General features: G+C 47.8%; 22 protein-coding genes and 1 riboswitch. Of the genes, 14 read left to right on the top strand and 8 right to left on the bottom strand.

All coding sequences use genetic code 11. The annotated features are described in order from the left end of the window. Positions 1–22: 22 nt before the first annotated feature. From MH144_RS26395 to MH144_RS26370, 6 genes are all read right to left on the bottom strand, one after another. Positions 23–829, bottom strand: a complete 807-nt coding sequence (locus tag MH144_RS26395; RefSeq protein WP_239305248.1) for a TatD family hydrolase — start codon at positions 827–829, stop codon at positions 23–25. A gap of 100 nt (positions 830–929) precedes the next feature. Continuing rightward, on the bottom strand, positions 930–1,715 hold the full coding sequence (locus MH144_RS26390; protein WP_239305316.1) for an ABC transporter ATP-binding protein: 786 nt from the start codon (positions 1,713–1,715) through the stop codon (positions 930–932). Between the two features lie 163 nt (positions 1,716–1,878). Continuing rightward, positions 1,879–2,637: an ABC transporter permease gene (locus MH144_RS26385; protein ID WP_239305247.1), complete on the bottom strand. Its 759-nt coding sequence runs from the start codon at positions 2,635–2,637 to the stop codon at positions 1,879–1,881. Further along, positions 2,637–2,927 carry a thiamine-binding protein gene (locus tag MH144_RS26380; RefSeq protein ID WP_090904115.1) on the bottom strand — a complete coding sequence of 97 codons (291 nt, stop codon included), beginning with the start codon at positions 2,925–2,927 and terminating at the stop codon, positions 2,637–2,639. Before MH144_RS26380 ends, MH144_RS26385 begins: the two co-directional genes overlap by 1 nt. Before the next feature lie 29 nt (positions 2,928–2,956). After that, positions 2,957–3,997, bottom strand: coding sequence for an ABC transporter substrate-binding protein (locus tag MH144_RS26375; RefSeq protein ID WP_239305246.1), 1,041 nt, complete (start codon positions 3,995–3,997; stop codon positions 2,957–2,959). 211 nt (positions 3,998–4,208) lie between these two features. Continuing rightward, positions 4,209–4,321, bottom strand: a riboswitch (TPP riboswitch). A 198-nt stretch (positions 4,322–4,519) separates the two neighbouring features. After that, complete coding sequence (locus MH144_RS26370; protein ID WP_239305245.1) at positions 4,520–4,906, bottom strand: VOC family protein; 387 nt, start codon at positions 4,904–4,906, stop codon at positions 4,520–4,522. A gap of 173 nt (positions 4,907–5,079) precedes the next feature. On the opposite strand from MH144_RS26370, the gene MH144_RS26365 reads away from it, so the two are divergent. Further along, positions 5,080–5,580, top strand: a complete 501-nt coding sequence (locus MH144_RS26365; RefSeq protein ID WP_239305244.1) for a DUF2798 domain-containing protein — start codon at positions 5,080–5,082, stop codon at positions 5,578–5,580. 229 nt (positions 5,581–5,809) lie between these two features. Here the strand turns inward: MH144_RS26365 and MH144_RS26360 are convergent, their stop codons facing one another. Further along, positions 5,810–7,042 (bottom strand): MFS transporter, encoded by a 1,233-nt coding sequence (locus tag MH144_RS26360; protein ID WP_239305243.1) that lies wholly within the window; start codon positions 7,040–7,042, stop codon positions 5,810–5,812. A 376-nt stretch (positions 7,043–7,418) separates the two neighbouring features. On the opposite strand from MH144_RS26360, the gene serS reads away from it, so the two are divergent. Next, entirely contained in the window at positions 7,419–8,702 is a 1,284-nt protein-coding gene (serS, locus tag MH144_RS26355; RefSeq protein WP_239305242.1) for a serine--tRNA ligase, read from the top strand. A 69-nt stretch (positions 8,703–8,771) separates the two neighbouring features. Here serS and MH144_RS26350 read toward each other — a convergent pair whose 3' ends face one another. Next, positions 8,772–9,101, bottom strand: coding sequence for a hypothetical protein (locus MH144_RS26350; RefSeq protein WP_239305241.1), 330 nt, complete (start codon positions 9,099–9,101; stop codon positions 8,772–8,774). A gap of 481 nt (positions 9,102–9,582) precedes the next feature. Here MH144_RS26350 and MH144_RS26345 point away from each other — a divergent pair, with 481 nt between their 5' ends. The 12 genes from MH144_RS26345 (at position 9,583) to MH144_RS26290 (ending at position 20,133) form a co-directional block, all read left to right on the top strand. After that, entirely contained in the window at positions 9,583–10,689 is a 1,107-nt protein-coding gene (locus MH144_RS26345; RefSeq protein ID WP_239305240.1) for an Ig-like domain-containing protein, read from the top strand. A 300-nt stretch (positions 10,690–10,989) separates the two neighbouring features. Next, on the top strand, positions 10,990–11,394 hold the full coding sequence (locus tag MH144_RS26340) for a ribosomal maturation YjgA family protein (RefSeq protein WP_239305239.1): 405 nt from the start codon (positions 10,990–10,992) through the stop codon (positions 11,392–11,394). Further along, a complete protein-coding gene (locus MH144_RS26335; RefSeq protein WP_239305238.1) occupies positions 11,384–11,941 on the top strand; it encodes a GNAT family N-acetyltransferase in 558 nt (185 codons plus the stop codon). Before MH144_RS26340 ends, MH144_RS26335 begins: the two co-directional genes overlap by 11 nt. Before the next feature lie 52 nt (positions 11,942–11,993). Beyond that, the gene (locus tag MH144_RS26330; protein ID WP_239305237.1) at positions 11,994–12,323 is read left to right on the top strand and encodes a DUF952 domain-containing protein; all 330 of its coding nucleotides are present in this window, start codon (positions 11,994–11,996) and stop codon (positions 12,321–12,323) included. Between the two features lie 50 nt (positions 12,324–12,373). After that, complete coding sequence (locus tag MH144_RS26325) at positions 12,374–12,946, top strand: DUF1572 family protein (RefSeq protein ID WP_239305236.1); 573 nt, start codon at positions 12,374–12,376, stop codon at positions 12,944–12,946. A gap of 51 nt (positions 12,947–12,997) precedes the next feature. Further along, positions 12,998–13,579 (top strand): histidine phosphatase family protein, encoded by a 582-nt coding sequence (locus tag MH144_RS26320; protein WP_239305235.1) that lies wholly within the window; start codon positions 12,998–13,000, stop codon positions 13,577–13,579. Positions 13,580–13,652: 73 nt separating this feature from the next. Further along, positions 13,653–14,378: a 5-oxoprolinase subunit PxpB gene (gene pxpB, locus MH144_RS26315; protein ID WP_239305315.1), complete on the top strand. Its 726-nt coding sequence runs from the start codon at positions 13,653–13,655 to the stop codon at positions 14,376–14,378. Next, on the top strand, positions 14,375–15,403 hold the full coding sequence (locus MH144_RS26310; RefSeq protein WP_239305234.1) for a 5-oxoprolinase subunit C family protein: 1,029 nt from the start codon (positions 14,375–14,377) through the stop codon (positions 15,401–15,403). Before pxpB ends, MH144_RS26310 begins: the two co-directional genes overlap by 4 nt. Next, positions 15,400–16,164 (top strand): 5-oxoprolinase subunit PxpA, encoded by a 765-nt coding sequence (locus tag MH144_RS26305; RefSeq protein WP_239305233.1) that lies wholly within the window; start codon positions 15,400–15,402, stop codon positions 16,162–16,164. Before MH144_RS26310 ends, MH144_RS26305 begins: the two co-directional genes overlap by 4 nt. A gap of 64 nt (positions 16,165–16,228) precedes the next feature. After that, the gene (locus MH144_RS26300) at positions 16,229–16,687 is read left to right on the top strand and encodes an NUDIX domain-containing protein (protein ID WP_239305232.1); all 459 of its coding nucleotides are present in this window, start codon (positions 16,229–16,231) and stop codon (positions 16,685–16,687) included. A 320-nt stretch (positions 16,688–17,007) separates the two neighbouring features. Continuing rightward, positions 17,008–17,424, top strand: a complete 417-nt coding sequence (locus MH144_RS26295; protein ID WP_239305231.1) for a pyridoxamine 5'-phosphate oxidase family protein — start codon at positions 17,008–17,010, stop codon at positions 17,422–17,424. A 474-nt stretch (positions 17,425–17,898) separates the two neighbouring features. Further along, positions 17,899–20,133, top strand: a complete 2,235-nt coding sequence (locus tag MH144_RS26290) for a bifunctional 2',3'-cyclic-nucleotide 2'-phosphodiesterase/3'-nucleotidase (RefSeq protein WP_239305230.1) — start codon at positions 17,899–17,901, stop codon at positions 20,131–20,133. The last annotated feature ends 142 nt before the right edge of the window (positions 20,134–20,275 follow it).

The following is a 20,275-nucleotide window of genomic DNA, read 5'->3' as shown; positions in this document are numbered from 1 at the left end:
TGTCGTCCATCTGTGCTATGCATTAGGGTAAGCGGTAGAACCGCTTCGTGTTCTGGTAAAAGAGACGAGCTGCCCGCTCGGTTCCCATGCCCGTAATCTCGCTCCAGGCCTGAATCACCTGCCTCGTCATGGCGGGATGTGTCATCTGTCCCTGAAAGGGCCCTTCGAATGGCCAAGGTCCATCCGTCTCTGCCATGACCTGTTCAGCGGGATATTGTCTTGCCAGTTCACGAATCTCCTCTTCATACTGAATATCTGGCGTGAAGGAGATGAAGTACCCGTTATCCGCCATTCGTCGTACGGTTTGACGGGAACCCTTGAACCAGTGGAAATGGGCGCGTCTGACCTGATATTGTTCCAGCAAGTCGCATACGATGTCGGCATCCTCGTAAACGGCATGAAGCACGATGGGTTTGTTATGCCGCTTGGCGAGTTGAATAAATCGTTCGAGCAGTTCAATATATCCACTCTGATCAAAAGCAAGTCCCGCCTGTTCTGCTTCCTGGCGATTGTAATAGGGCAATCCAACTTCCCCGATGGCTACAGCTTGTTCGATATTTTTTTCAATCCAGTCGAAGAACAGGTTCTGATCCTGCGCTGAAGGCAAGGGCTGTTCCGGGTGAAAGCCAAAAGCCGGATAGATGAATCGGGGATTCTGTCTCGCCAGCTCCAGATTATCCTGTGCCGAGGTGATATTCATGGAAACGGCGATGACTGCCTCAACCTGATGATCCGGGAAAGATTGCAGCATATGCTGCTGTTCCTCTACGGTATATTTGTCAAAATGGATATGAGCATCAATCAGTGGTGCAAAAGCTTGGGAATGCATGAAGTGGCCCCTCCTAGTCATCTTTTATCTTTTGAAGGTTGATACGTGAATATCATGAATGTGGATCACTGTTTTGGAAAAATATAACGAAAAACCCGTGCTATGGAGTTAGCCGGGCTTTTTTCTGTTCTTCTTTCATCCACTCCGAAATCTGTCGTTTGCGTTCGAGGAAAGCTGTCTCTTCCGTTATTTGTTCACGTCTTGGACGATCAAAAGGGACATGTACCTCATGCAGCACAGTCGCAGGTCGATTGGATAATACATAGATTCGATCGGCAAGCAGCAGTGCCTCTTCGATATTGTGGGTAATAAACAGCACAGATCGGCGGTTTTGTTCCCATATATCGAGCAGCCAGCGCTGCATGTCACTGCGTGTCAAGGCATCGAGGGCGCTGAAGGGCTCATCCAGCAGCATCAGCTCCTGCGGACTGAGCAGGGCACGCAAAAAGGCTGCCCGCTGCTGCATACCGCCTGATAGCATGTGAGGATATGCCTGTTCAAACCCGCCCAAACCGACGCTGGAAAGCCATTTCCGTGCTTCTGCAAGTGCTTCTGCCTTGGGAGTAGTATTAGCGGACACTTCACCGGCAAGCAGCACGTTGTCTTCAATGGTACGCCAAGGAAAGAGAGCAGGCTGCTGCGGCATATAGCTGATTTTGCCCCGCTGCCCGGTAACAATCTGTCCGTTCATGAGAACCTGGCCTGTTTGGGGTTTCAACAGCCCGCCAATGATATGGAACAACGTACTCTTGCCGCAACCGGAAGGTCCAACGATCGCCACGAATTCACCTTGGTCTACGGTCAGGGATAATCCATTCAGGACAGACAGCTTGTTCCGCCGTTCCCGGAAGGAAGCATGGACGTCCTGTACTTCCAGTGCAGGCATTTGCCTTGTACCCGAATCGGAGGTAGCAATGGAAGCAGAGCGAAGTGATCCTTCATTGGTTGACATTGCGACGCTTCCGCCAGGTGCAGGTGTTGCCTGTTCGTTATATTTGAGTGTCATCTCGCATTCACTTCCTAACCTTGTATAGTGCTTGTGCTGCGAATCAGCGCTTCTGTGGTCGCCAGCGAACGAGCAGCTTCTCCAGCAGGGCAATGAACAGGAAGAGCAGCAGGCTGAGCGCGACAATAATCATGATCGCAACGAATAGTCGATCTGTCCGGTAAGCGGACTTCTGAAGCATCATGTAATATCCGATTCCTTTGTCGGCTCCGATCCATTCGGCAATAATGGCACCCATGACGCTGTAAGTCGCGGCAATCTTGACACCGGAGAAGATGGAAGGCAGTGCGTGTGGGAGCTCCAGCTTCCAGAAAATTGGGCCGCGTCTTGCTCCCGCCATGCGCATGTAATTCATCATGGCAGCATCCGTTCGTGTCAGTCCGTCCATGGCAGCAACAGCAACGGGGAAGAAGCAGACCAGGATGATGGTAATCAGTTTGGGCAGCAGTCCGAATCCGAACCAGATGAGCAGGAGCGGAGCGAGCGCAATCGTCGGTATATTTTGACTAAGAATAAGTAAAGGATACAGGGCAGACTTCAGGAATGGAATCAGATGCAGCACCATGGCGATCAGCAGCCCGACCAGCGTACCAGCTGCGAAGCCAATTAAAGTGAGCTGAATGGTCGCCCATGCATGCATGCCCAGGCGTTCTGCTTGGGAAGCAGCTTCGTGTGCGATGTCGGAAGGTGCGGGCAGCATCCATTTCTCAATATGAAACAGGGACACGGCACCCTGCCATATCGCTATAAAGAGAATAACCGCCACAATGGGCGGCCATACACTTTTGAAGTACGTATGCATTAGCGATATTTCTCCGTCAGGGTATCCATGCTGAAGCCGCTCGGGCTATGGGCGATTTTGATCTGGGAGATGATGCTTGGACTGCCAGCCTCCACGAGCACCTCATGCATTTTGCGGACAACTTCCAGCAGTTCCTCCAGTTCACCTTCCATCGTGGTGTCGAGCGCATTAACCTGATATTTCAAGCCAGATTGCTGAATCACTTCGATGGCCCGATCTACATAAGGATAAGAATTTTCGCCATTCGGCGTTTTGGGAATCACTTGAATGCTAAGCAGTGTGCTTGCCATGAGTAATCACGGCTCCTTTCGATTCAACTTTATTGGGGTAAAAAATCGTTCGTATACGCTTGGGATACATCGATCTGCTCATCAAGCAGTTTTTTGCTAAACATCCAGTCCGTGTAGTTCTGCCACACTTCCTGTTTTTGCTCGCCCCAGCGCTGAGCGTCATCCTTGTATTTTGGGCTCAGCCATTTCTGACTTGCCACCACGAGGTCCTTATCGAGATCAGGTACAGCCTTGATTAAAATGTCTGCCGCTTCTTCGGGATGATCAATCGCATATTGATACCCTTCGGAAGTAGCTTTCATAAATGCCTTCACCAGTTCTGGATCGTTCTGAATGGTCTGCTCGTTCGTCACGAGTACAGGCGTGTAATAGTCCAGCGCATCGGAATAATCCTTCACATACAGCATGTCGAGGGGTTCACCACGCAGCTCGGCTTCTATGCCGGTCCATGCATAGAAAATCCACGCAAAATCAATATCCCGTTTCACGGCGGTAAAAAAGTCGGCGTCGCCCATATTGATATTTTTTACTTTGGACACATCGGCGCCTTCGCCCTCCATAATGGATTGCATAACCGCTTCTTCAACGGGTGATCCCCAGCCGCCATAGGATTTGCCTTCGAAATCCTTGGGTGATTTGATGTTTCGATCCACCGGAGCGGCGAATCCAGACGTATTATGCTGAATGACGGCTGCAATGGAGACGAGTGGAACGTCCTGTGTACGGGCCTGTGTTACGCTCTCCTGATAACTTACCCCAAAAGGAACTTCATTTGAGGCTACCATCGTATCCGCCCCACCAGCACCTGGCTGCACAATCTCGACATTCAAGCCTTCTGCTTGGTAAAATCCTTGATCCACGGCGGCATAAAGGCCGGTGTGGTTCGTATTGGGTGTCCAGTCGAGCACGACTTTAACATCCTTCAATGCTGCGCTGTCACCTTCGCTGCTGTTTTCAGTGGTGCTGCTGCCGTTCTGTCCTGCAGGTGCTGCTTCTTGGCTGCCGCATGCAGCGACGGTGACGAGTGTCACACACAAGAGCAGGAGTCCGATCATTTTACGCCATCTCATCTTGTTTTTTTCTCTCCTTCATATGGTCCGGCCAGTGGCGCGGGGTACTCCTTGGCTTCATATCCAAGCATGGTGCATAAATCCTTCGATTTATACCAGCTATGATCCGGATGACGTACTTTTTGTGTCAAAAAGATACCATCAAAAAAAGCGCCCCGTAATCCGGGACGCGTGCAGGCGTTAGAGAGGTGGCTACAGCACATGGCTGGGCCAATTCGATATACTCCGATTCCTACGCTGGCATGATCCAGATCAGGTCTAAGGGTTAGTATCTTGATGGGATACACTCTCAGCCGGCCAATTCCGACTCCCCTGGGAAACTATGAAGTTACGGGCATTACTAGGTGTAATTATAGGCCAGAGGCCGGAATGTGTCCAGTCAGGAACTGGATGGAATAGCCAAGCGCGATATACTTGTGAGAATGTATCGAATATCAGAAAGGATAAGCAGATCGGAATCAATCTTTGTTTGAAGAAAGGTAGGTAGGTGTTGTTTACTGTACTTAAATTTTGATCACATAACTAGCGCTGGAAAAACTCAATCCATTCCTTCTCCGGACCATAGATGAAGAAATAGCGATAGCCGTTGGGCAACGTAATGATCTCCCCGTCAATAAACTCGGCCTCTGTAGCCTGAATACGCTTATATTCTGCATTAAGATCTTCCACGTGGATGGCAAAATGGTGCACCGTTCCTTCGGAAGGCAGCTTATCACTGTATCCCTGAATCAACTCAATCTCCGTTTCATCACTACCATTGAAGCCAAGGAAAGCGAGTTGAATGATACCGTTCGTGTGAGTTACCCGGTCTTTCAATTCGAGTCCAACAATCTCCGTATAGAAACGCAGTGTTGTCTCCAGATCACGTACAGCAATGCCGATATGGTCAATACGCTTTTGAAAACCCATCATGAAAACCTCCCAAGTTCAGAAAAATAGTTTCTTACATATTAAGGGATGTGATAGATTCCTAATTCCGAGTTGTCAAATAAGATTTAATTTAAATTCACAGAATGTTCACTTATGTGGAGATATTCGCGATCTCTATAATTGGCAGAGTAAACAGAGAGGATGAGAGAGAGTTGCCAACTTCGAAGAAAGAACATATTTATTTTGGCTTGATGATGTGTACAGGAATGGTCATTGTTATGATGTCCTTCAACCTGATTTACAACGGATTAATCGGTAGATTATCCCCGATTGAATTACTGTTTCAGTTCGTTTTGTGTTTTGTCGTTGCTTTTCTGGTGGAATCCTTTATTGTCGGCCCAGTAGCCCAGAAAGTTGCTTTTTCACTGCCGTTTGACAAGTCCAACAAGCTTCTCGGTATGGTGGCCATGTCTTGCTGCATGGTTGTTGGCATGGTTTTGATCATGTCCTTATACGGTATGGTTACATCTTATTTTGCAGATCAATTGGTGGGAAAACCGCTGCTCGAAACCTATCTTCATACCATCGCTCGTAACTTTAGCCTGGCTCTTCCACTGCAGCTTCTCATTATTGGGCCCCTTGTTCGCTATGTATTCCGTACTCTTATTAAAGGAAAAGAAGTGGTAGCTCCTTTGATCAACAATGAAGTTTAGTAAACCTGCTGAATTCAATTCATAAATTAATGCTAATATTTTTCACTCCAGAAATGAAATAACCTGCCGCAAACTATTTCCTGGGCAATCATGATGGAGACAATTCAACCGCATGAGATTCAGTCTACAGTGCGATTAACGAAGCAAAAAAGGGCTCCGAAGCATACGCTGCGGAGCCACTTTACATTAGAGCTTAACTGGTGAATTTAATACGAACGCAAGACGGTAATCAAACAGAAGCTGGACGTTGTCTGTTCTGCCACTGATAAGCAACCAAGCTGATCACAAGCAGACCTGCAGTAAATAGGGCAAGCATCCATGTGGATTGATTGACATCCAGATGATCCAGACTCCAACCGGTGAGCAGAGGCAGAATGGCGCCGCCGACTCCGCCGGATGCAATCAGAATACTAGGGGTGGATTCTTCTGTCCCTGGCAGCATTTTGCTGGCAAAAACGAGCGCAATGGAGAAAACTCCTGAAAACGCAAGCCCAAGCAGCAGAATAATTAGAAAAGCAGACCAGATCTGGTTGGTGAACGGAAAAATGGCCATTAGCAGCACGGCTGCCAGACAGCTGTACAAAATGTACACTCGATACTGAAACTTTTCAGCGATATATCCGGCGAAGAGTCTTCCAACAGACATCGCGATCCAGAAGCAGGTAACACTAAGAGCTGCCCCAGCTTCCTTCATGTTCATTTTTTCAATCAGAATGGCAGGCATGAAGTTGGCAAGGCTCATCTCCGTGCCAACATAGAGAAAGAAAAAAACAACGAATAAGATCATCAGGGCCAGATTACGGCCTCGGTAGGTTGAACTGGTTGTGCCGCTACCTGCAGGAGACTCACCATCGGATGATTCCACAGCATGGATATGTCCAGCAGCGGCATCTGGCTGGCGCCTGCTGAGTGCATGATCCAGCTCCCCGAATGACATCCTGGCCCAGAAGAGGAATGTCAGTGCTGAACAGACGGCAACGACGAGGAAGGACATGCGCCAGTAACCTGCCGAGATCAGACCGCTGGCGATAAGCGGCATGACCATGGCTCCGATGCCGAATAATACTTCAAGCTTGCTCATCGCAACTGCGGTATTTTCTTTGATGGCGGCAATGATGATCGTACCGATCACCGCTTCAATCATGCCGAATCCAAAACCGGCTGCGGGTGCAATGACAAACATGAGGCCCCAGGGAGGCAGCAGCATATAGGATAACTCTGCAATACATAGCAGAGCTGCAGCGATAAGTAACCCGCCGCGTTTGCCAAAGCGACGATTTAAGTGGGGCGATAACAGAACACCGCCCAGGAATCCGGCAAATTGGGCGAAGATTAGCGTTCCTCCCTGACTATAATCTTTGCCGTAATGTTCTAGTGCAACTGGAAGAATGGAACCGAGGACCACGTGTGCAAGTCCGATAAGAAAATAGGACAGGCAGCCGATCCATAACAATTTTTTCATGGAGAACTCCTTCTATACCCTATGTACAATTTAAGGTCAGCTAAATCGAATCATACGTTCGAGTGCAAACAAGTCTATCATAACAGCATGTGTAAGGATTTGGTAGGACTTGCAAAGTGGATTATGGTTCGTATATACTGAGACACAACAATTACAGATCGGAACCATGCCGTTGAAGAGCATCCAACTCGGAGGCGTTATCGCCAGGGGAGCGAATCCATCCCCAAGTTAACCGGAACCGCCCGTTATCGCGGACCAAGAGGCTGGAACAGGGTATCCTGATTCGGCAAGTTGGGTGGCACCGCGAGCAGAGCGCTCCTCGTCCCAAGGGATGAGGGCGCTCTTTGCATTTTTACAGCCAAAGGAGACGGTGACCATGTTGGACATGAAGTGGATTCGGGCCCATGCAGATGAAGTGCAGGCGGCGGCAGACGGGAAGAAAATCAATATTAGCATTCGTACATTACTGGAGCGGGATGAGGAGCGCAGAGCGCTTTTGCAGGAAACAGAAGAAGGACGCCGGATGCGGAACACCTTATCAGCGGATATCGGAAAATTGATGCAATCCGGAGATCAGGAACAGGCCGAAGAATTGAGAACTCAGGTGAAACAGCTGAATGAGAAGCTGGAAGAGGTCGAAGCGAAGCTTGCGGGTGTGCAGGAGGAAGTGACCATGCTGCAATGGCTGGTGCCAAATGTCGTATCACCGGATACGCCGATTGGGGCATCGGACGTGGATAATGTGGAGCTGCGACGTGTGGGGGAAGCACCGACATTCGCTTACACAGCCAAGGACCATGTGGAGCTCGGGGAGCTTCATGATCTGATTGATATTCCGCGCGGGGTGAAGATCGGCGGGACACGAAGCTATGTGCTGAAAGGAGCAGGGCTGCTGCTGCACCGGGCGGTACAGCAGCTCGCATTGGATCTGCTGCTGCGGCAAGGGTTCACCCCTATGGAAGTGCCTCTAATGGTCAGAGAGGATGCACTTGTGAACACGGGATTTTTCCCAACAGGACGTGATCAGGTCTATGAATTGGAAGGTGAGGACAAGTGGCTGGTCGGCACCTCCGAGGTACCGCTCGTATCGTATTATGCCGATGAGATTGTGGATGTACAGAAGCCGATTAAGCTGGCTGCCGTATCCACCTGTTTCCGCAGTGAGGTCGGGTCAGGCGGACGGGATGTACGAGGTTTGTACCGGGTGCATCAGTTTGCCAAAGTCGAACAGGTCATTCTCTGTGCACCGGATGCGGAGGAATCGGAGCGCATGCTGCAGGAAATAACCAGACATGCAGAGGAATTGCTGCAGCTGCTTGAACTGCCATATCGGGTAGTTGCGGTATGTACAGGCGACATGTCCCAGAAAACATATAAACAATACGATATTGAGACATGGATGCCGAGCAGGGGCGCTTATGGGGAAACCCATTCGTCGTCAAACCTGCATGACTTTCAGGCACGTCGTTCGAACATTCGCTGCCGTAATGCCGAGGGTCAGCTGGCGTACTGCCATACGCTGAATAATACGGCCGTGGCATCGCCGCGGATTCTTATTCCACTATTTGAGAACCACCAACAGGAGGATGGGAGCATTCGCATTCCGGCAGCTCTCCAGCCTTACATGGGTGGTGCTGAATATTTGACATTGCCAAGTTAGTTATAAAGCAATTAAGTACAGTGTTGCACATAACATTAAAGCAAACGGAACCCTGAGTAAGGGTTCCGTTTAATCAAACATATTGTTTGTTACCCACAGATATTCTTGTTCAAGCCTAGCTGCAAGCTTGTAATCTTCCCTTAAAGCAACTTCTCTCATATAGGATAGATCTATAGATTCAAACTGACTATAAATTAGATAACGTGCCCACTCTAAGCTGCGGGCATCAGTCCAATATTCAGCTGCTCTTAATCGGTCTAATATAAGATCATCAATTCCGATTACATAACAGTAACCTTCAGGGGTTATCAATTTGATAACTTTATCTTTTGAACCTTCTAGGGTATCAGATGGAATCTCAATAGGGATATCCATTTCGGGATTCTCTAAACGTTCCATAGTTCACCCACATTCTTAACGGAGCTTCCATTCGCGCTCGTTAATAATTTCGATTTGTCCAGATTCTAATGCTTTTCTAAATCGATTACGGGCCGTTTTCATTAGAAGGATTATTTCGTCCTCAGGTCTAATTTTGTTGGATGCCGAAGTGACAATGCTCTTCATGCGCTTACTATTATTTTGGGGTTTAATCATATCCAGCAAGTTAATTTCCTTCAAGCAAACCAACCCACTTTCTAGAGGTTTTATATTCCAATCAGTATGTCTATACCTTTACCTATTATACACTGGACGTGCGAAATTGTTCACTATCTTACATTGTTTATTAACGAATTTAGTGATTTTGCAAACCTATCAAAAAAATGTCGAATCTCACTTCTTTTGACCATCCTAGTACTATAAAATTCATTATTATGCATCGAATCTCCGATATAATATAATAGAAGTAAAATATTGGATTAATAGGAGATGGAAGATTGCAATGAAAAGAGTTAAACGAACACTTCGAGGAATGCTTGCATTGATCATGGTATGTGCCATCTTGGCTCCATCACACATTCTGGCGGCTACCGGTGACGTGACCTCCATTGAAATTACCAACAGCAGCCCGCAGAAGTTAAGTGTGTCACAGACGGTTGCACTTAAGGTGATGGCAGAAGTTGAAGGGTTTGATAACAAGCAGGATGTAACAGCAGGGGTTACGTGGTCTACGAGTAATGCAGCAGTTGCAACCATTGTGAAAGGTAAAGTAAAGGCAGTAGCAGCGGGAGAGGCAACAATCCATGCTGAAGTCGATGGGGCCAAAGCGCAGCTCGTTGTTCAGGTTTCCGAGAAAATCAAAAGCATCAAGGCTTCGCCCAAATCCTATAGCTTTGTCAAAGGCAGTGAAAGTGCACTGCCCAAAGTCAGTATTGTACGTGCGAGTGGCAAGGAAGAGGATGTAACTTCAGAGATTGTGTGGACTGTTTCGAATGCAGCGGCTGTCGTGGAAAACGGCAAGATTAAAGGCAATACGCCTGGCCGGGTGCTTTTGCAAGGCAAATACGGCTCGGAAACAGTTAAAGTGCCTGTCGCCATTACTGACATTATTACCAAAGTGGAAGTTACTCCTACTGCAATGCAGTTGAACATCAAGAAATCCAAAGCACTGAAGGTCATTGGTACATATGCCAACGGCAAAACAATTAATCTGTCAAAACAGGTGACCTGGACTTCATCGAACAATGCAGTAGCAACCGTTAAAAACGGGACGGTCAAAACGCTGATCGAAGGAAAGGCAACCTTGACAGGAACCTACCAAGATCAGACAATAAAGACAGAAGTTACAGTTGTTCCATTGCTCAAAAAGTTGATTACAGGTCAGAAGAAGCTTGTGTTATCCCCGCAGGGAAGCACAACGCTAACCGTTATGGCGCAGTATGATACAGGCAAGACAACGGTTGTTACCAACAATGCCGTCTGGAGCAGTACGAAACCGAGCGTAGCTACCGTAACCAATGGCAAAGTAGTGGCCGTGGGTAAAGGCAAAACGAGCATAACCGCCAAGTGGAACAACAAGAAAGTGACGATACCGGTAACGGTAAAATAAAGCTTATTTCAAACCAGCGAGTGACTTAGCTTTTTACATCATAGAGACAGACAGCAGAGGGACGTACAATATACGTCCCTTTTTAGATACAAAAAGATTCAAAAATACGAAGTCACCACATTAACAGGCTTACCTGCGCGGGTCCAGAAACAAAAACGGAGAGGACGTGATCCGCATGAAAGCTACAATTATAAGTTCAAATGGGGATCTGAAGGATTGGGCTTACTTGATGCAGTGAATCGCTGTACAAATAGTGAACTGCGGTTTAGGTCCGATGGATCGTAAGCATTGGAGAAGGTGATGTTGATCAGAGAAAGACGAATTTATTTTATTGCGGTAGTCATTACCATGGCAGCCGGGCTTGCATCCCGTCGTTACGGGGATATGCTGCCTGTTTTCTTCCATGACCATGCTGGAGATGCCTTGTGGGCAGGCATGATCTATTTCGGATTCCGTATGGTTTGGGTAACGCGAAGTAAGGTGTGGGCTTTCCTAATGAGCTTCGTGTTTAGCTGGGGAATAGAATTCTCGCAAATGATTCAGATGCCATGGCTCAATGAGGTGCGTTCAACCATGTTGGGAGCCCTGATTTTGGGACACGGTTTTCTTGTCATGGATCTCATCAGATATACGGTTGGGATCCTGTTTGCGTTCGTGATAGACCGTTATTTCCTGAGCAATAGGAGGAGTTCGTATGAACATTGAAAAGTTATTCGCTGAATCGCCAGAATTTGAAACGGAACGGCTGCTGCTTAGACGTCTTACATTAGACGATACGGAGGATTACTATGCATTTGCCTCCGACCCAAGAGTGAGCGAGCAGAGTCTGTGGAACTGCCATGAGACGGTGGATGACTCCGTTCAATACATCCAACGGGCCTTGGACAATTATGAGAAAAAATCGGTGTATCTATGGGGATTTGTTCTCAAAGATACAGGTCGTCTGATTGGCCGCGGGGGGATTTTTCATTTTAATGAACTTATGCAGAGTGCTTCTGTGGGATATGCCATTGCAAGCACGGAGTGGAATAAAGGGATTGCTGCAGAAGCGATGCAGCCCATCGTTCATTACTGTTTTCAGGAACTGGACTGCAATCGGCTGGAAGGCAGATGCAATCTAGGCAACATCGGATCTGCACGAGTCATGGAGAAGTTGGGCATGTCCTATGAAGGTTTACTTCGCAAACAATTGAAGATCAAAGGCGTGTTCACGGATCAAAAATTGTACTCCCGTATCCGGGATGATCTATAATACTTGCAATGATACACAGGATACATAGAAGAAATAATAAGGAGGCAGAGCAATGATCTACAGCATTATTTCTCAACCAGTATGGGAACAGGTATCCAAGGAGAGCGTATACGCACCGGATAGTCTGGAAACGGATGGATTCATTCATTGTTCTACCAAGGAGCAGATTCCATGGGTAGCTGCACAATATTACGCAGGACGTACGGATCTGCTGTTGCTGGGTATTGATGAAAAAACATTGAAGCCAGAACTCGTATATGAAGACTTGTATGAGTTAAATGAACTGTTTCCTCATATTTATGGAGAGCTTAATCTGGATGCGGTGAAGAAAGTGATTCCTTTTCCGCCGAATGAAGAAGGCGTACTGGTATTTCCCGAATAAAGCAAGCCTTGCACTTACTATGGATATAGAAAGGTGTTGGCCTATTGGATATGAATATGAATAAGGTATTTCTGGAGACAGCCGAGAAGCAATTTCTGTATTATAAGCAGCTCGGAGAGAAGGCTATGGAGCAGCTTGAGACCGAGCAATTATTTCAGGCATGGCACGAAGATGCCAACAGCATTGCCGTCATTGTGAAGCATCTGTGGGGTAATATGTTATCCCGCTGGACGGATGTGCTCACAAGTGATGGAGAAAAGCCTTGGCGGGAGCGGGATGCCGAATTCGTCAATGACATGTCCACACGAGAAGAACTGCTGGGCAAGTGGGAAGAAGGCTGGAACTGCTTGCTGAGTGCCATTCGTTCTTTTACACCGGAACAACTCTCACAGATCATATACATTCGCAATGAAGGTCATACCGTCATGGAGGCTGTTACACGGCAATTGGCGCATTATCCGTATCATGTGGGACAGATTATTTACGCGGCCAAAATGCTAAAAGAAACTCCATGGAACAGCCTCTCCATACCAAGAAACGGGTCAGCAGTATACAACGGCAACAAGTTTGTCAAACCAAAAGAACGCAGGCATTTTACCGAGGATGAGCTAGACAAGGATTGAATAATCGGCGACTTGATTAAACGCCTAATATAGAACAAAGTGAGGGACACGATGACACAGTTTGCATTAATACGTCACGGAAGCACAGCATGGAATAAGGAGAAGCGGTCCCAGGGACAGACGGACAATCCGCTGGATCAGGAAGGAAGAGAACAGGCCGTTTTGCTTGCAGAAAGGCTGAGCTCGGAGTCGTGGGATGCCATCTACGCGAGTGATCTGGGGCGTGCACATGAGACGGCGAAGATTATCAGTGAACGGCTGGGTATTGACGAGATTCATCTGGACCCAAGGCTGCGTGAGATGGGCGGCGGTCAGGTGGAAGGAACAACAGAAGCGGAACGTATAGCCAAATGGGGTCCGGACTGGAGCACGCTTGAGCTGGGACGGGAAAATGCAGAAGCCGGGACGCTAAGGGGCAGTGCTGCGATCGAGGATATATGCAAAGAGCATCCTGATGGGAAAGTGATTGTGGTCAGTCATGGCGCGATTTTGCGCAATACCCTCAGAGGATTGGTACCTGCGCTGGATGTTAGCACGAAGTTGTCCAACACCTCGATTACCCGGCTTGAAAAGAAAGCTGGATCCTGGGCCTGCGAATTATACAATTGCAGTGTGCATCTGAATCCAAAATAGAACATGATCAATCCTAAACTTGCCGATAGGGGGAGATGGCGTGAGCAAAATCAAGTATGTATGGACAGAAGAGATGCTGTCTCCACTGGGTGAGGCTGGAGTGATGATTCGTTGCGGAGATGCAATATCGGATGAAGTTCACCGCAGAGTGATCTCGGTCTGTACTTGGCTGGAGGGAGATCCCTTTCCAGGGATGGTGGAGTTGGTTCCGTCGTTCGCGTCGGTTGCACTGTTTTATGATCCAATGGTTGTTGCAGGATTTGCTCGATCGGCTTCAGCGAAAGGCTTAAGTGAATCTTCCCCATATCAACAGGTGTGCAGGATGTTATTGTCCCGGTTAGGAATGCTGGAGGAATCTGTACATAACCAATTCAGAACCATTGTGATTCCGGTTTGCTACGGAGGTCCATTCGGGCCTGATCTGGAGTATGTTGCGAGAGAACACGAACTGACGCCAGATGAAGTTGTTACGATTCATACATCCGGAGAATACCTGGTCCACATGATTGGATTCGCACCGGGATTCCCCTACCTTGGCGGATTATCCAAGCGGATTGCTACACCCCGAAAAGCAACTCCGAGGCTGAGAGTGGAATCCGGAACCGTCGGGATTGGCGGGGAGCAAACCGGAATATACCCGGTAGCCACTCCTGGTGGTTGGCAATGCATCGGACGAACACCCCTGAAGCTGTTTCGTCCTGAACACGATCTGCCGAGCCTGCTTCAGGCAGGTGATCGGGTCCGGTTTGAAGCGATAACGGAGCAGGATTACATGGAGTGGAAGGAGGGAGAAGGATGAGAATGGAGGTCATTCGCCCAGGCCTGTTGTCCACAGTTCAGGATGAGGGAAGGTACGGATATCGACGGCATGGGGTACATCCGGGTGGAGTCATGGATACATTTGCAGCAAGAACAGCCAATATGCTGGTGAATAATCGCCGTCATGCAGCTGTAATGGAAATAACCATGACGGGTCCTGAACTTCGATTTCATGAAAATAGCCTCATCGCTCTATGTGGTGCAGATCTGTCGGCGACTGTGGATGATCAGCACGTTCCCCTGTGGCGTCCGGTCGCATTGTTGGCGGGGAGTGTATTGAAATTTGGGAGATGTCGATCCGGATTGAGAGCATATCTGTCCATTGCTGGGGGGATAGAAGTAAATGAGGTCATGGGAAGCCGAAGTACGGACCTGAAAACAGGTATTGGTGGCTTGGAAGGCAGAGCCTTGAGGGCAGGAGATATATTATCTGCTGCAGGTGCTTCTTGGGAAGCGAGAGCCATGCTCCATCCATTGCTGGAACAAGCGAAGCTGGAGAAAACACAAATGAAGGCTCCGATATGGCATCTATCCAGCAGAGAATGGCCATTATATCAGACGGATCCAGTGATACGTGTGATGTCAGGGACGGATACCTCCAAGTTTACCAGCGATAGCCTGGAACGATTGTACAATGAGCGATATGTGATTGCTCCTCAGTCGGATCGGATGGGATATCGATTGGAGGGCTCAAGGCTGGAGCTTGAACAACCCATGAGCCGGTTATCGGAAGCCGTTACCTATGGCACAGTTCAGGTGCCGGCAGATGGTCAGCCCATCATCCTGATGGCAGATCATCAGACCATTGGAGGGTATCCTGTGATTGCACAGGTCGCCAAGGTGGATTTACCGGTATTGGCTCAGGCAAGGCCCGGAACTCGGGTTGCTTTTCAGCCAATTACACATGAAGAAGCGCAGCAGTTGCACCTTAAGCAGGAACGGGGACTACAGCTGAGCGCTGCATTCATCCGCAGAAGATTGACCGAAACGGAGGATCGCCAATGAAGACGGTGGATATCAATTGTGATCTGGGCGAAAGTTATGGTATATACCGAATGCCGTGGGATGAAGCGGTTTTACCGCTGATCACTTCGGCAAATATTGCTTGCGGATTTCATGCAGGGGATCCGGCGACGATGCGAGCAACGGTGGAAAAGGCCATGGAGCATCAGATTGCGATTGGAGCACATCCGGGATTGCCGGATATGCAGGGGTTTGGCAGGAGACGCATGGATATAACTCCGCAGGAAGCCTATGACATGGTCGTATACCAGATTGGAGCACTGGATGCCTTTGTCCGAGCATATGGCGGCTGTATGCATCATGTAAAACCACACGGCGCGTTATACAATATGGCTGCGGAGAACGTACAGCTCGCTGAAGCCATTGCTCAGGCGATTTACAACGTGAGGCCAGAACTATACCTGTATGGTCTTGCGGGCAGCGCGCTTATCGAGGCTGCAGATCGTATCGGTCTGCGCAGCGTAAGTGAAGTGTTCGCAGATCGGACTTACGGTTCGGACGGTAAATTGACGCCCCGCAGTCATGCTGGAGCAGTCATTGGGCAGCCGGAAGATGCACTGGCTCAAGTGCTAAGTATGGTGAACGAAGGTATCGTTGTGTCCACGGAAGGCATAACGCTTCCTCTCAAAGCGGAGACCATATGCATACATGGCGATGGGGAGCACGCCCTTTCTTTTGCAAGAGAAATCCGCAGATTACTTGAAGCTGAAGGGGTAATTCTATCGGCTGCAGGCCATGCTTGAGATTGGATCGGGACTGAAACCGAACGAGAGCAATACATATGAATGAATTGGAGTCGATGAATAGATGAAACCGATACGAAATTCCGCAAAGGCGGTCATCGTACAGAACGGAAGGCTGCTCGTCATCCGTTTGGAGGATCAATACGGTGCAGCTTATGTTTTTCCAGGTGGAGGACAGGAGAAGGGTGAAGAACTGAAGGATGCTGTCGCCCGTGAATGTTTGGAGGAGATTGGACAAGCGGTGACTGTTGGAGAATTGCTTCATATCCGAGAGTACATCGGGAAAAATCATGAATTCGCCGAATGGGATGCTGACATTCACCAGGTTGAATTTTATTTCGAATGCAGTTTGAATGATGCGAGTGCAACAGTATTTGAGGGTTCCAATCCGGATGACTATCAGGTCGCAGTGGAATGGATCGCCCTTGAGGGTCTGCCGTCCGTCCGTTTGTATCCCCAAACGATTGGCGAATTGCTGCTGAAACGTGAACCATCGCGGATTTATCTTGGGGATATGAACTAATAACCTTTCCAATATTGTCACGTTTATGAACGGATTCATGGATTCACCATAGGTGGGGTGGGTACACTATAAGTACAGGCTTTTATGTCACAACAAACTTAATAGAAGTGGAACATAGAATTACACGATAACGGAACGGACAGAAGAAACCTGAAGAAGCGAAGCGGTCGCCTTTATCACTGGATTTTTCCTTTGCGAAAAGGGAATCAAAAAAATCTGGGGATAACAGCGATCGGAAGGTTGTTCTGTCTGTGGAGTGCTAAGGTGTAATTAGATTGAGTTCTGCTTATATAACCCCCAAACCGGAAGGAGCATGTCCCATGAATAAGACTGAACTAGAACAAAACATTGTAAAAGCATTGGAAAACAACCCTTTTTGCAGCTTCTCAACCGTGGAAAATGGTAAACCGAAATCCCGCTATATGGCGCTTTTCAATGATGGCATGAATATTCACTTGGCGACGAACCGCCGCACGCATAAGGTGGAAGAGCTTGAGAACAACCCTAATGTTAGTCTTTTGCTCGGCTATGAGGCAGGAGGCTCCAAGGAAGTGGTTGAAATTGAGGGAACCTGCGAAGTGACCAAAAATGAAAACCTGCGCGAAGAAGTGTGGAATGAGGAATTTAAAGCATGGTTTGACGGCCCGAACGATCCGAATTATGTCATTTTGGATATTACACCGGTTCGTATTGAGTATACTGGCAAGGACCACGAGCATCAGGTGTGGGAACAATAAAGCAATCGAATGAAGTGCTCTTTGGGAGCACTGAATAATCAGATATATCTTGATAGACATATAAACCGTGAGGCCTTAGGGCTTCACGGTTTTTTGCCAGATGATGAACAGGATGAAATGGATACATATGTAAGTCTTATGTAATATACGTATTTAACATGAGTGGTAAACTATATATTAACAAAAAAAGAGAGAATAATGTCGAAATCCCGCATGATTATGTAAAGTCGGACCCTTATGTGCGGATAATGTAAAAAATAATGCTTTTCAACCACGCTTCATTGCGTTATGATTTGGAATGTAAACGATACGCACAGATATGAATAGATGTTCATGTGAGATAAACTAACCTGAATTCAGCTGAGTTAAGACCGTGAGTTCAGCACGCACAACCCATGAAATCTATGCTATTTCTGCGTCTATTCGTTTGCACACTATGGCATGATTCAATGTACATAACCGGGAGGGGTTATTTTGAAAAAGAACAAAAAAGTATTATCGAGCCTGACTGCCGCTTTGGTTGCATTAAACGTGCTTGCCGTATTTCCGGTACCTGTATCGGCTGCGGATGCTGCCAAAGTAAAATTGCGGATCATGGAAACAACGGACATTCATGACAATCTGATTAACTACGACTACTACTCCGACAAAGAGACCGATCAATATGGACTCGCCAAAACAGCTACGCTGATCAAAAAAGCGCGTGATGAAGCGAAGAACAGCCTGTTGTTCGACAACGGTGACCTGATTCAGGGTAACCCGCTCGGAGATTATGTAGCCAAAATCGATCCACTTCAAAAGGGTGAGACTCACCCTGTATATAAAGCAATGAACTTGCTCGATTATGATGCTGGTAACATCGGGAACCACGAATTTAACTATGGTCTGGACTTCCTGGACATGACGCTGGAGGGCGCCAACTTCCCTTATATTAATGCGAATGTCTATGTAGATGACGGCGATGATGATGAAACGAATGACAAAAATTACTTCACACCATATGAGATTCTGGACAAAAAAGTGACGGATGAGAGCGGCAAGGAGCACACCATCAAAGTGGGTGTTATTGGATTCGTGCCGCCACAAATCATGCAGTGGGACAGTGCTAATCTGGAAGGCAAAGTCATTGCCAAGGATATTATAGCTACGGCTAAGAAATTCATTCCGCAAATGAAGGCTGAAGGTGCAGACATTATCGTTGCCATTCCTCACTCCGGTTTTGAAGATATCCCTCAATCGGATCTGATGGAAAACTCGGTGCTGTACCTGAGCCAGGTAGAGGGCATTAATGCGATTCTGTTTGGACATGCCCACAAGGTATTCCCAAGTGCTGATTTTGAAGGCAAAAAGGGAGTAGATCTTGAAAAAGGAACCATCAATGGCGTTCCAGCGGTGGAACCAGGCTTCTGGGGTGATCATCTCGGAATCATTGATCTTGATCTGGAGCTGGTTGATGGCAAGTGGAAAGTGGTAGATTCCGCGACAGAAGCACGTCCAATCTATGACACTGCAAACAAAAAGCCATTGGTTGACGCAGATCAAGAGATCATCGATGCGGTTCATGAAGAGCACGAAGGTACTCTTGACTATGTACGTGGTCCGGTCGGAGAGACAACGGCTCCAATCAACAGCTTCTTCGCATTGGTTCAGGATGATCCATCCATTCAGATCGTGACGAATGCTCAGAAATGGTACGTGGAGAAACACATGCAAGGAACCGAGTATGAAGATATCCCGGTATTGTCTGCAGGAGCTCCGTTTAAAGCGGGCGGCCGTTCAGGTGCTTCGTACTACACGAATATTCCTGCAGGTACCATTGCGATCAAAAACGTAGCTGATCTGTACGTATATCCGAATACGGTACATGCCGTAATGGTGAACGGTGCTGAAATCAAGGAATGGCTGGAATGGTCTGCAGGCCAGTTCAATCAGATCGACCCGGCTAAGGGCGGCCAGCAGCAGCTGATCAACATGGACTTCCCGACGTACAACTTTGACGTAATCGATGGCGTAACGTATCAGATCGATGTGACCCAGCCAGCCAAATACGATTCCAAAGCAACCGTGGTGAATGCATCGGCAAGCCGGATCAAGGACCTGAGCTTCAACGGCAAACCGATTGATCCGGAGCAAAAGTTTATCGTGGCAACAAATAACTATCGTGCTTCTTCGTCCAAACTGGCCAATCCAGACGGTAAACGTATCGTTTTGGCAGCACCGGATGAGAACCGTCAAGTAATCATTGACTACATCCGTGATAACAAAACGATCAACCCAGCAGCGGATGGCAACTGGTCACTCGCACCAATCAAGCCTTCTGCAAGTGTAACTGTAGCAGCACTGAACGATCTTGAAGTAGTGTTTGCGTCTTCTCCGGATGCCAAATCGCTGGTTGAAGCTAACCCGGCAATGTCGTTCATTGGTACGAATGACGAAGGTTTTGCCGAGTACGGCTTGAAATTGACTGGAGAAGCAGCGGTGACTCCTGAACCGGGCACGAAGCCTGCCCCAGCACCAACACCAAAACCAGAACCGCAACCTGAGAAACCAGCAAACGGCAAAGTGGTATATGTGGTGAAAAAAGGGGACAACCTGTACCGCATCGGCTTGAAATATGGTGTGGACTGGCGCAAGCTTGCCACAGCCAACAAAATTTCAAATGTACATCAGTTGAAAGTTGGACAGAAAATCGTAATTCCCGCTTCATAGTATTAAGCGGAAAATGAAGACCGACAGTCATCAGACTGGCGGTCTTTTTTTCTGCAAAAATGTTTAAGACTGTAGCAAAAACGTTCATACCGGAAGTCATCAAAACACTAGAGATTAATTTTATGACCCATGCTATAATATT

Origin of the sequence: Paenibacillus sp. ACRRY, assembly GCF_022346995.1 — a bacterium.
In the GTDB taxonomy this organism is placed as follows: Bacteria; Bacillota; Bacilli; order Paenibacillales; family Paenibacillaceae; genus Paenibacillus.
Note: the sequence above shows the minus strand (reverse complement) of the source record. Positions and strands in the feature narration are given on the sequence as shown.

Coding starts and splice junctions, on each gene's coding strand:
- MH144_RS26395 (WP_239305248.1), bottom strand. CDS start 829: ATGCATTCCCAAGCTTTTGCACCACTGATTGATGCTCATATCCATTTT.
- MH144_RS26390 (WP_239305316.1), bottom strand. CDS start 1,715: ATGCCTGCACTGGAAGTACAGGACGTCCATGCTTCCTTCCGGGAACGG.
- MH144_RS26385 (WP_239305247.1), bottom strand. CDS start 2,637: ATGCATACGTACTTCAAAAGTGTATGGCCGCCCATTGTGGCGGTTATT.
- MH144_RS26380 (WP_090904115.1), bottom strand. CDS start 2,927: ATGGCAAGCACACTGCTTAGCATTCAAGTGATTCCCAAAACGCCGAAT.
- MH144_RS26375 (WP_239305246.1), bottom strand. CDS start 3,997: ATGAGATGGCGTAAAATGATCGGACTCCTGCTCTTGTGTGTGACACTC.
- MH144_RS26370 (WP_239305245.1), bottom strand. CDS start 4,906: ATGGGTTTTCAAAAGCGTATTGACCATATCGGCATTGCTGTACGTGAT.
- MH144_RS26360 (WP_239305243.1), bottom strand. CDS start 7,042: ATGAAAAAATTGTTATGGATCGGCTGCCTGTCCTATTTTCTTATCGGA.
- serS (WP_239305242.1), top strand. CDS start 7,419: ATGTTGGACATGAAGTGGATTCGGGCCCATGCAGATGAAGTGCAGGCG.
- MH144_RS26350 (WP_239305241.1), bottom strand. CDS start 9,101: ATGGAACGTTTAGAGAATCCCGAAATGGATATCCCTATTGAGATTCCA.
- MH144_RS26345 (WP_239305240.1), top strand. CDS start 9,583: ATGAAAAGAGTTAAACGAACACTTCGAGGAATGCTTGCATTGATCATG.
- MH144_RS26340 (WP_239305239.1), top strand. CDS start 10,990: ATGTTGATCAGAGAAAGACGAATTTATTTTATTGCGGTAGTCATTACC.
- MH144_RS26335 (WP_239305238.1), top strand. CDS start 11,384: ATGAACATTGAAAAGTTATTCGCTGAATCGCCAGAATTTGAAACGGAA.
- MH144_RS26330 (WP_239305237.1), top strand. CDS start 11,994: ATGATCTACAGCATTATTTCTCAACCAGTATGGGAACAGGTATCCAAG.
- MH144_RS26325 (WP_239305236.1), top strand. CDS start 12,374: ATGAATATGAATAAGGTATTTCTGGAGACAGCCGAGAAGCAATTTCTG.
- MH144_RS26320 (WP_239305235.1), top strand. CDS start 12,998: ATGACACAGTTTGCATTAATACGTCACGGAAGCACAGCATGGAATAAG.
- pxpB (WP_239305315.1), top strand. CDS start 13,653: ATGCTGTCTCCACTGGGTGAGGCTGGAGTGATGATTCGTTGCGGAGAT.
- MH144_RS26310 (WP_239305234.1), top strand. CDS start 14,375: ATGAGAATGGAGGTCATTCGCCCAGGCCTGTTGTCCACAGTTCAGGAT.
- MH144_RS26305 (WP_239305233.1), top strand. CDS start 15,400: ATGAAGACGGTGGATATCAATTGTGATCTGGGCGAAAGTTATGGTATA.
- MH144_RS26300 (WP_239305232.1), top strand. CDS start 16,229: ATGAAACCGATACGAAATTCCGCAAAGGCGGTCATCGTACAGAACGGA.
- MH144_RS26295 (WP_239305231.1), top strand. CDS start 17,008: ATGAATAAGACTGAACTAGAACAAAACATTGTAAAAGCATTGGAAAAC.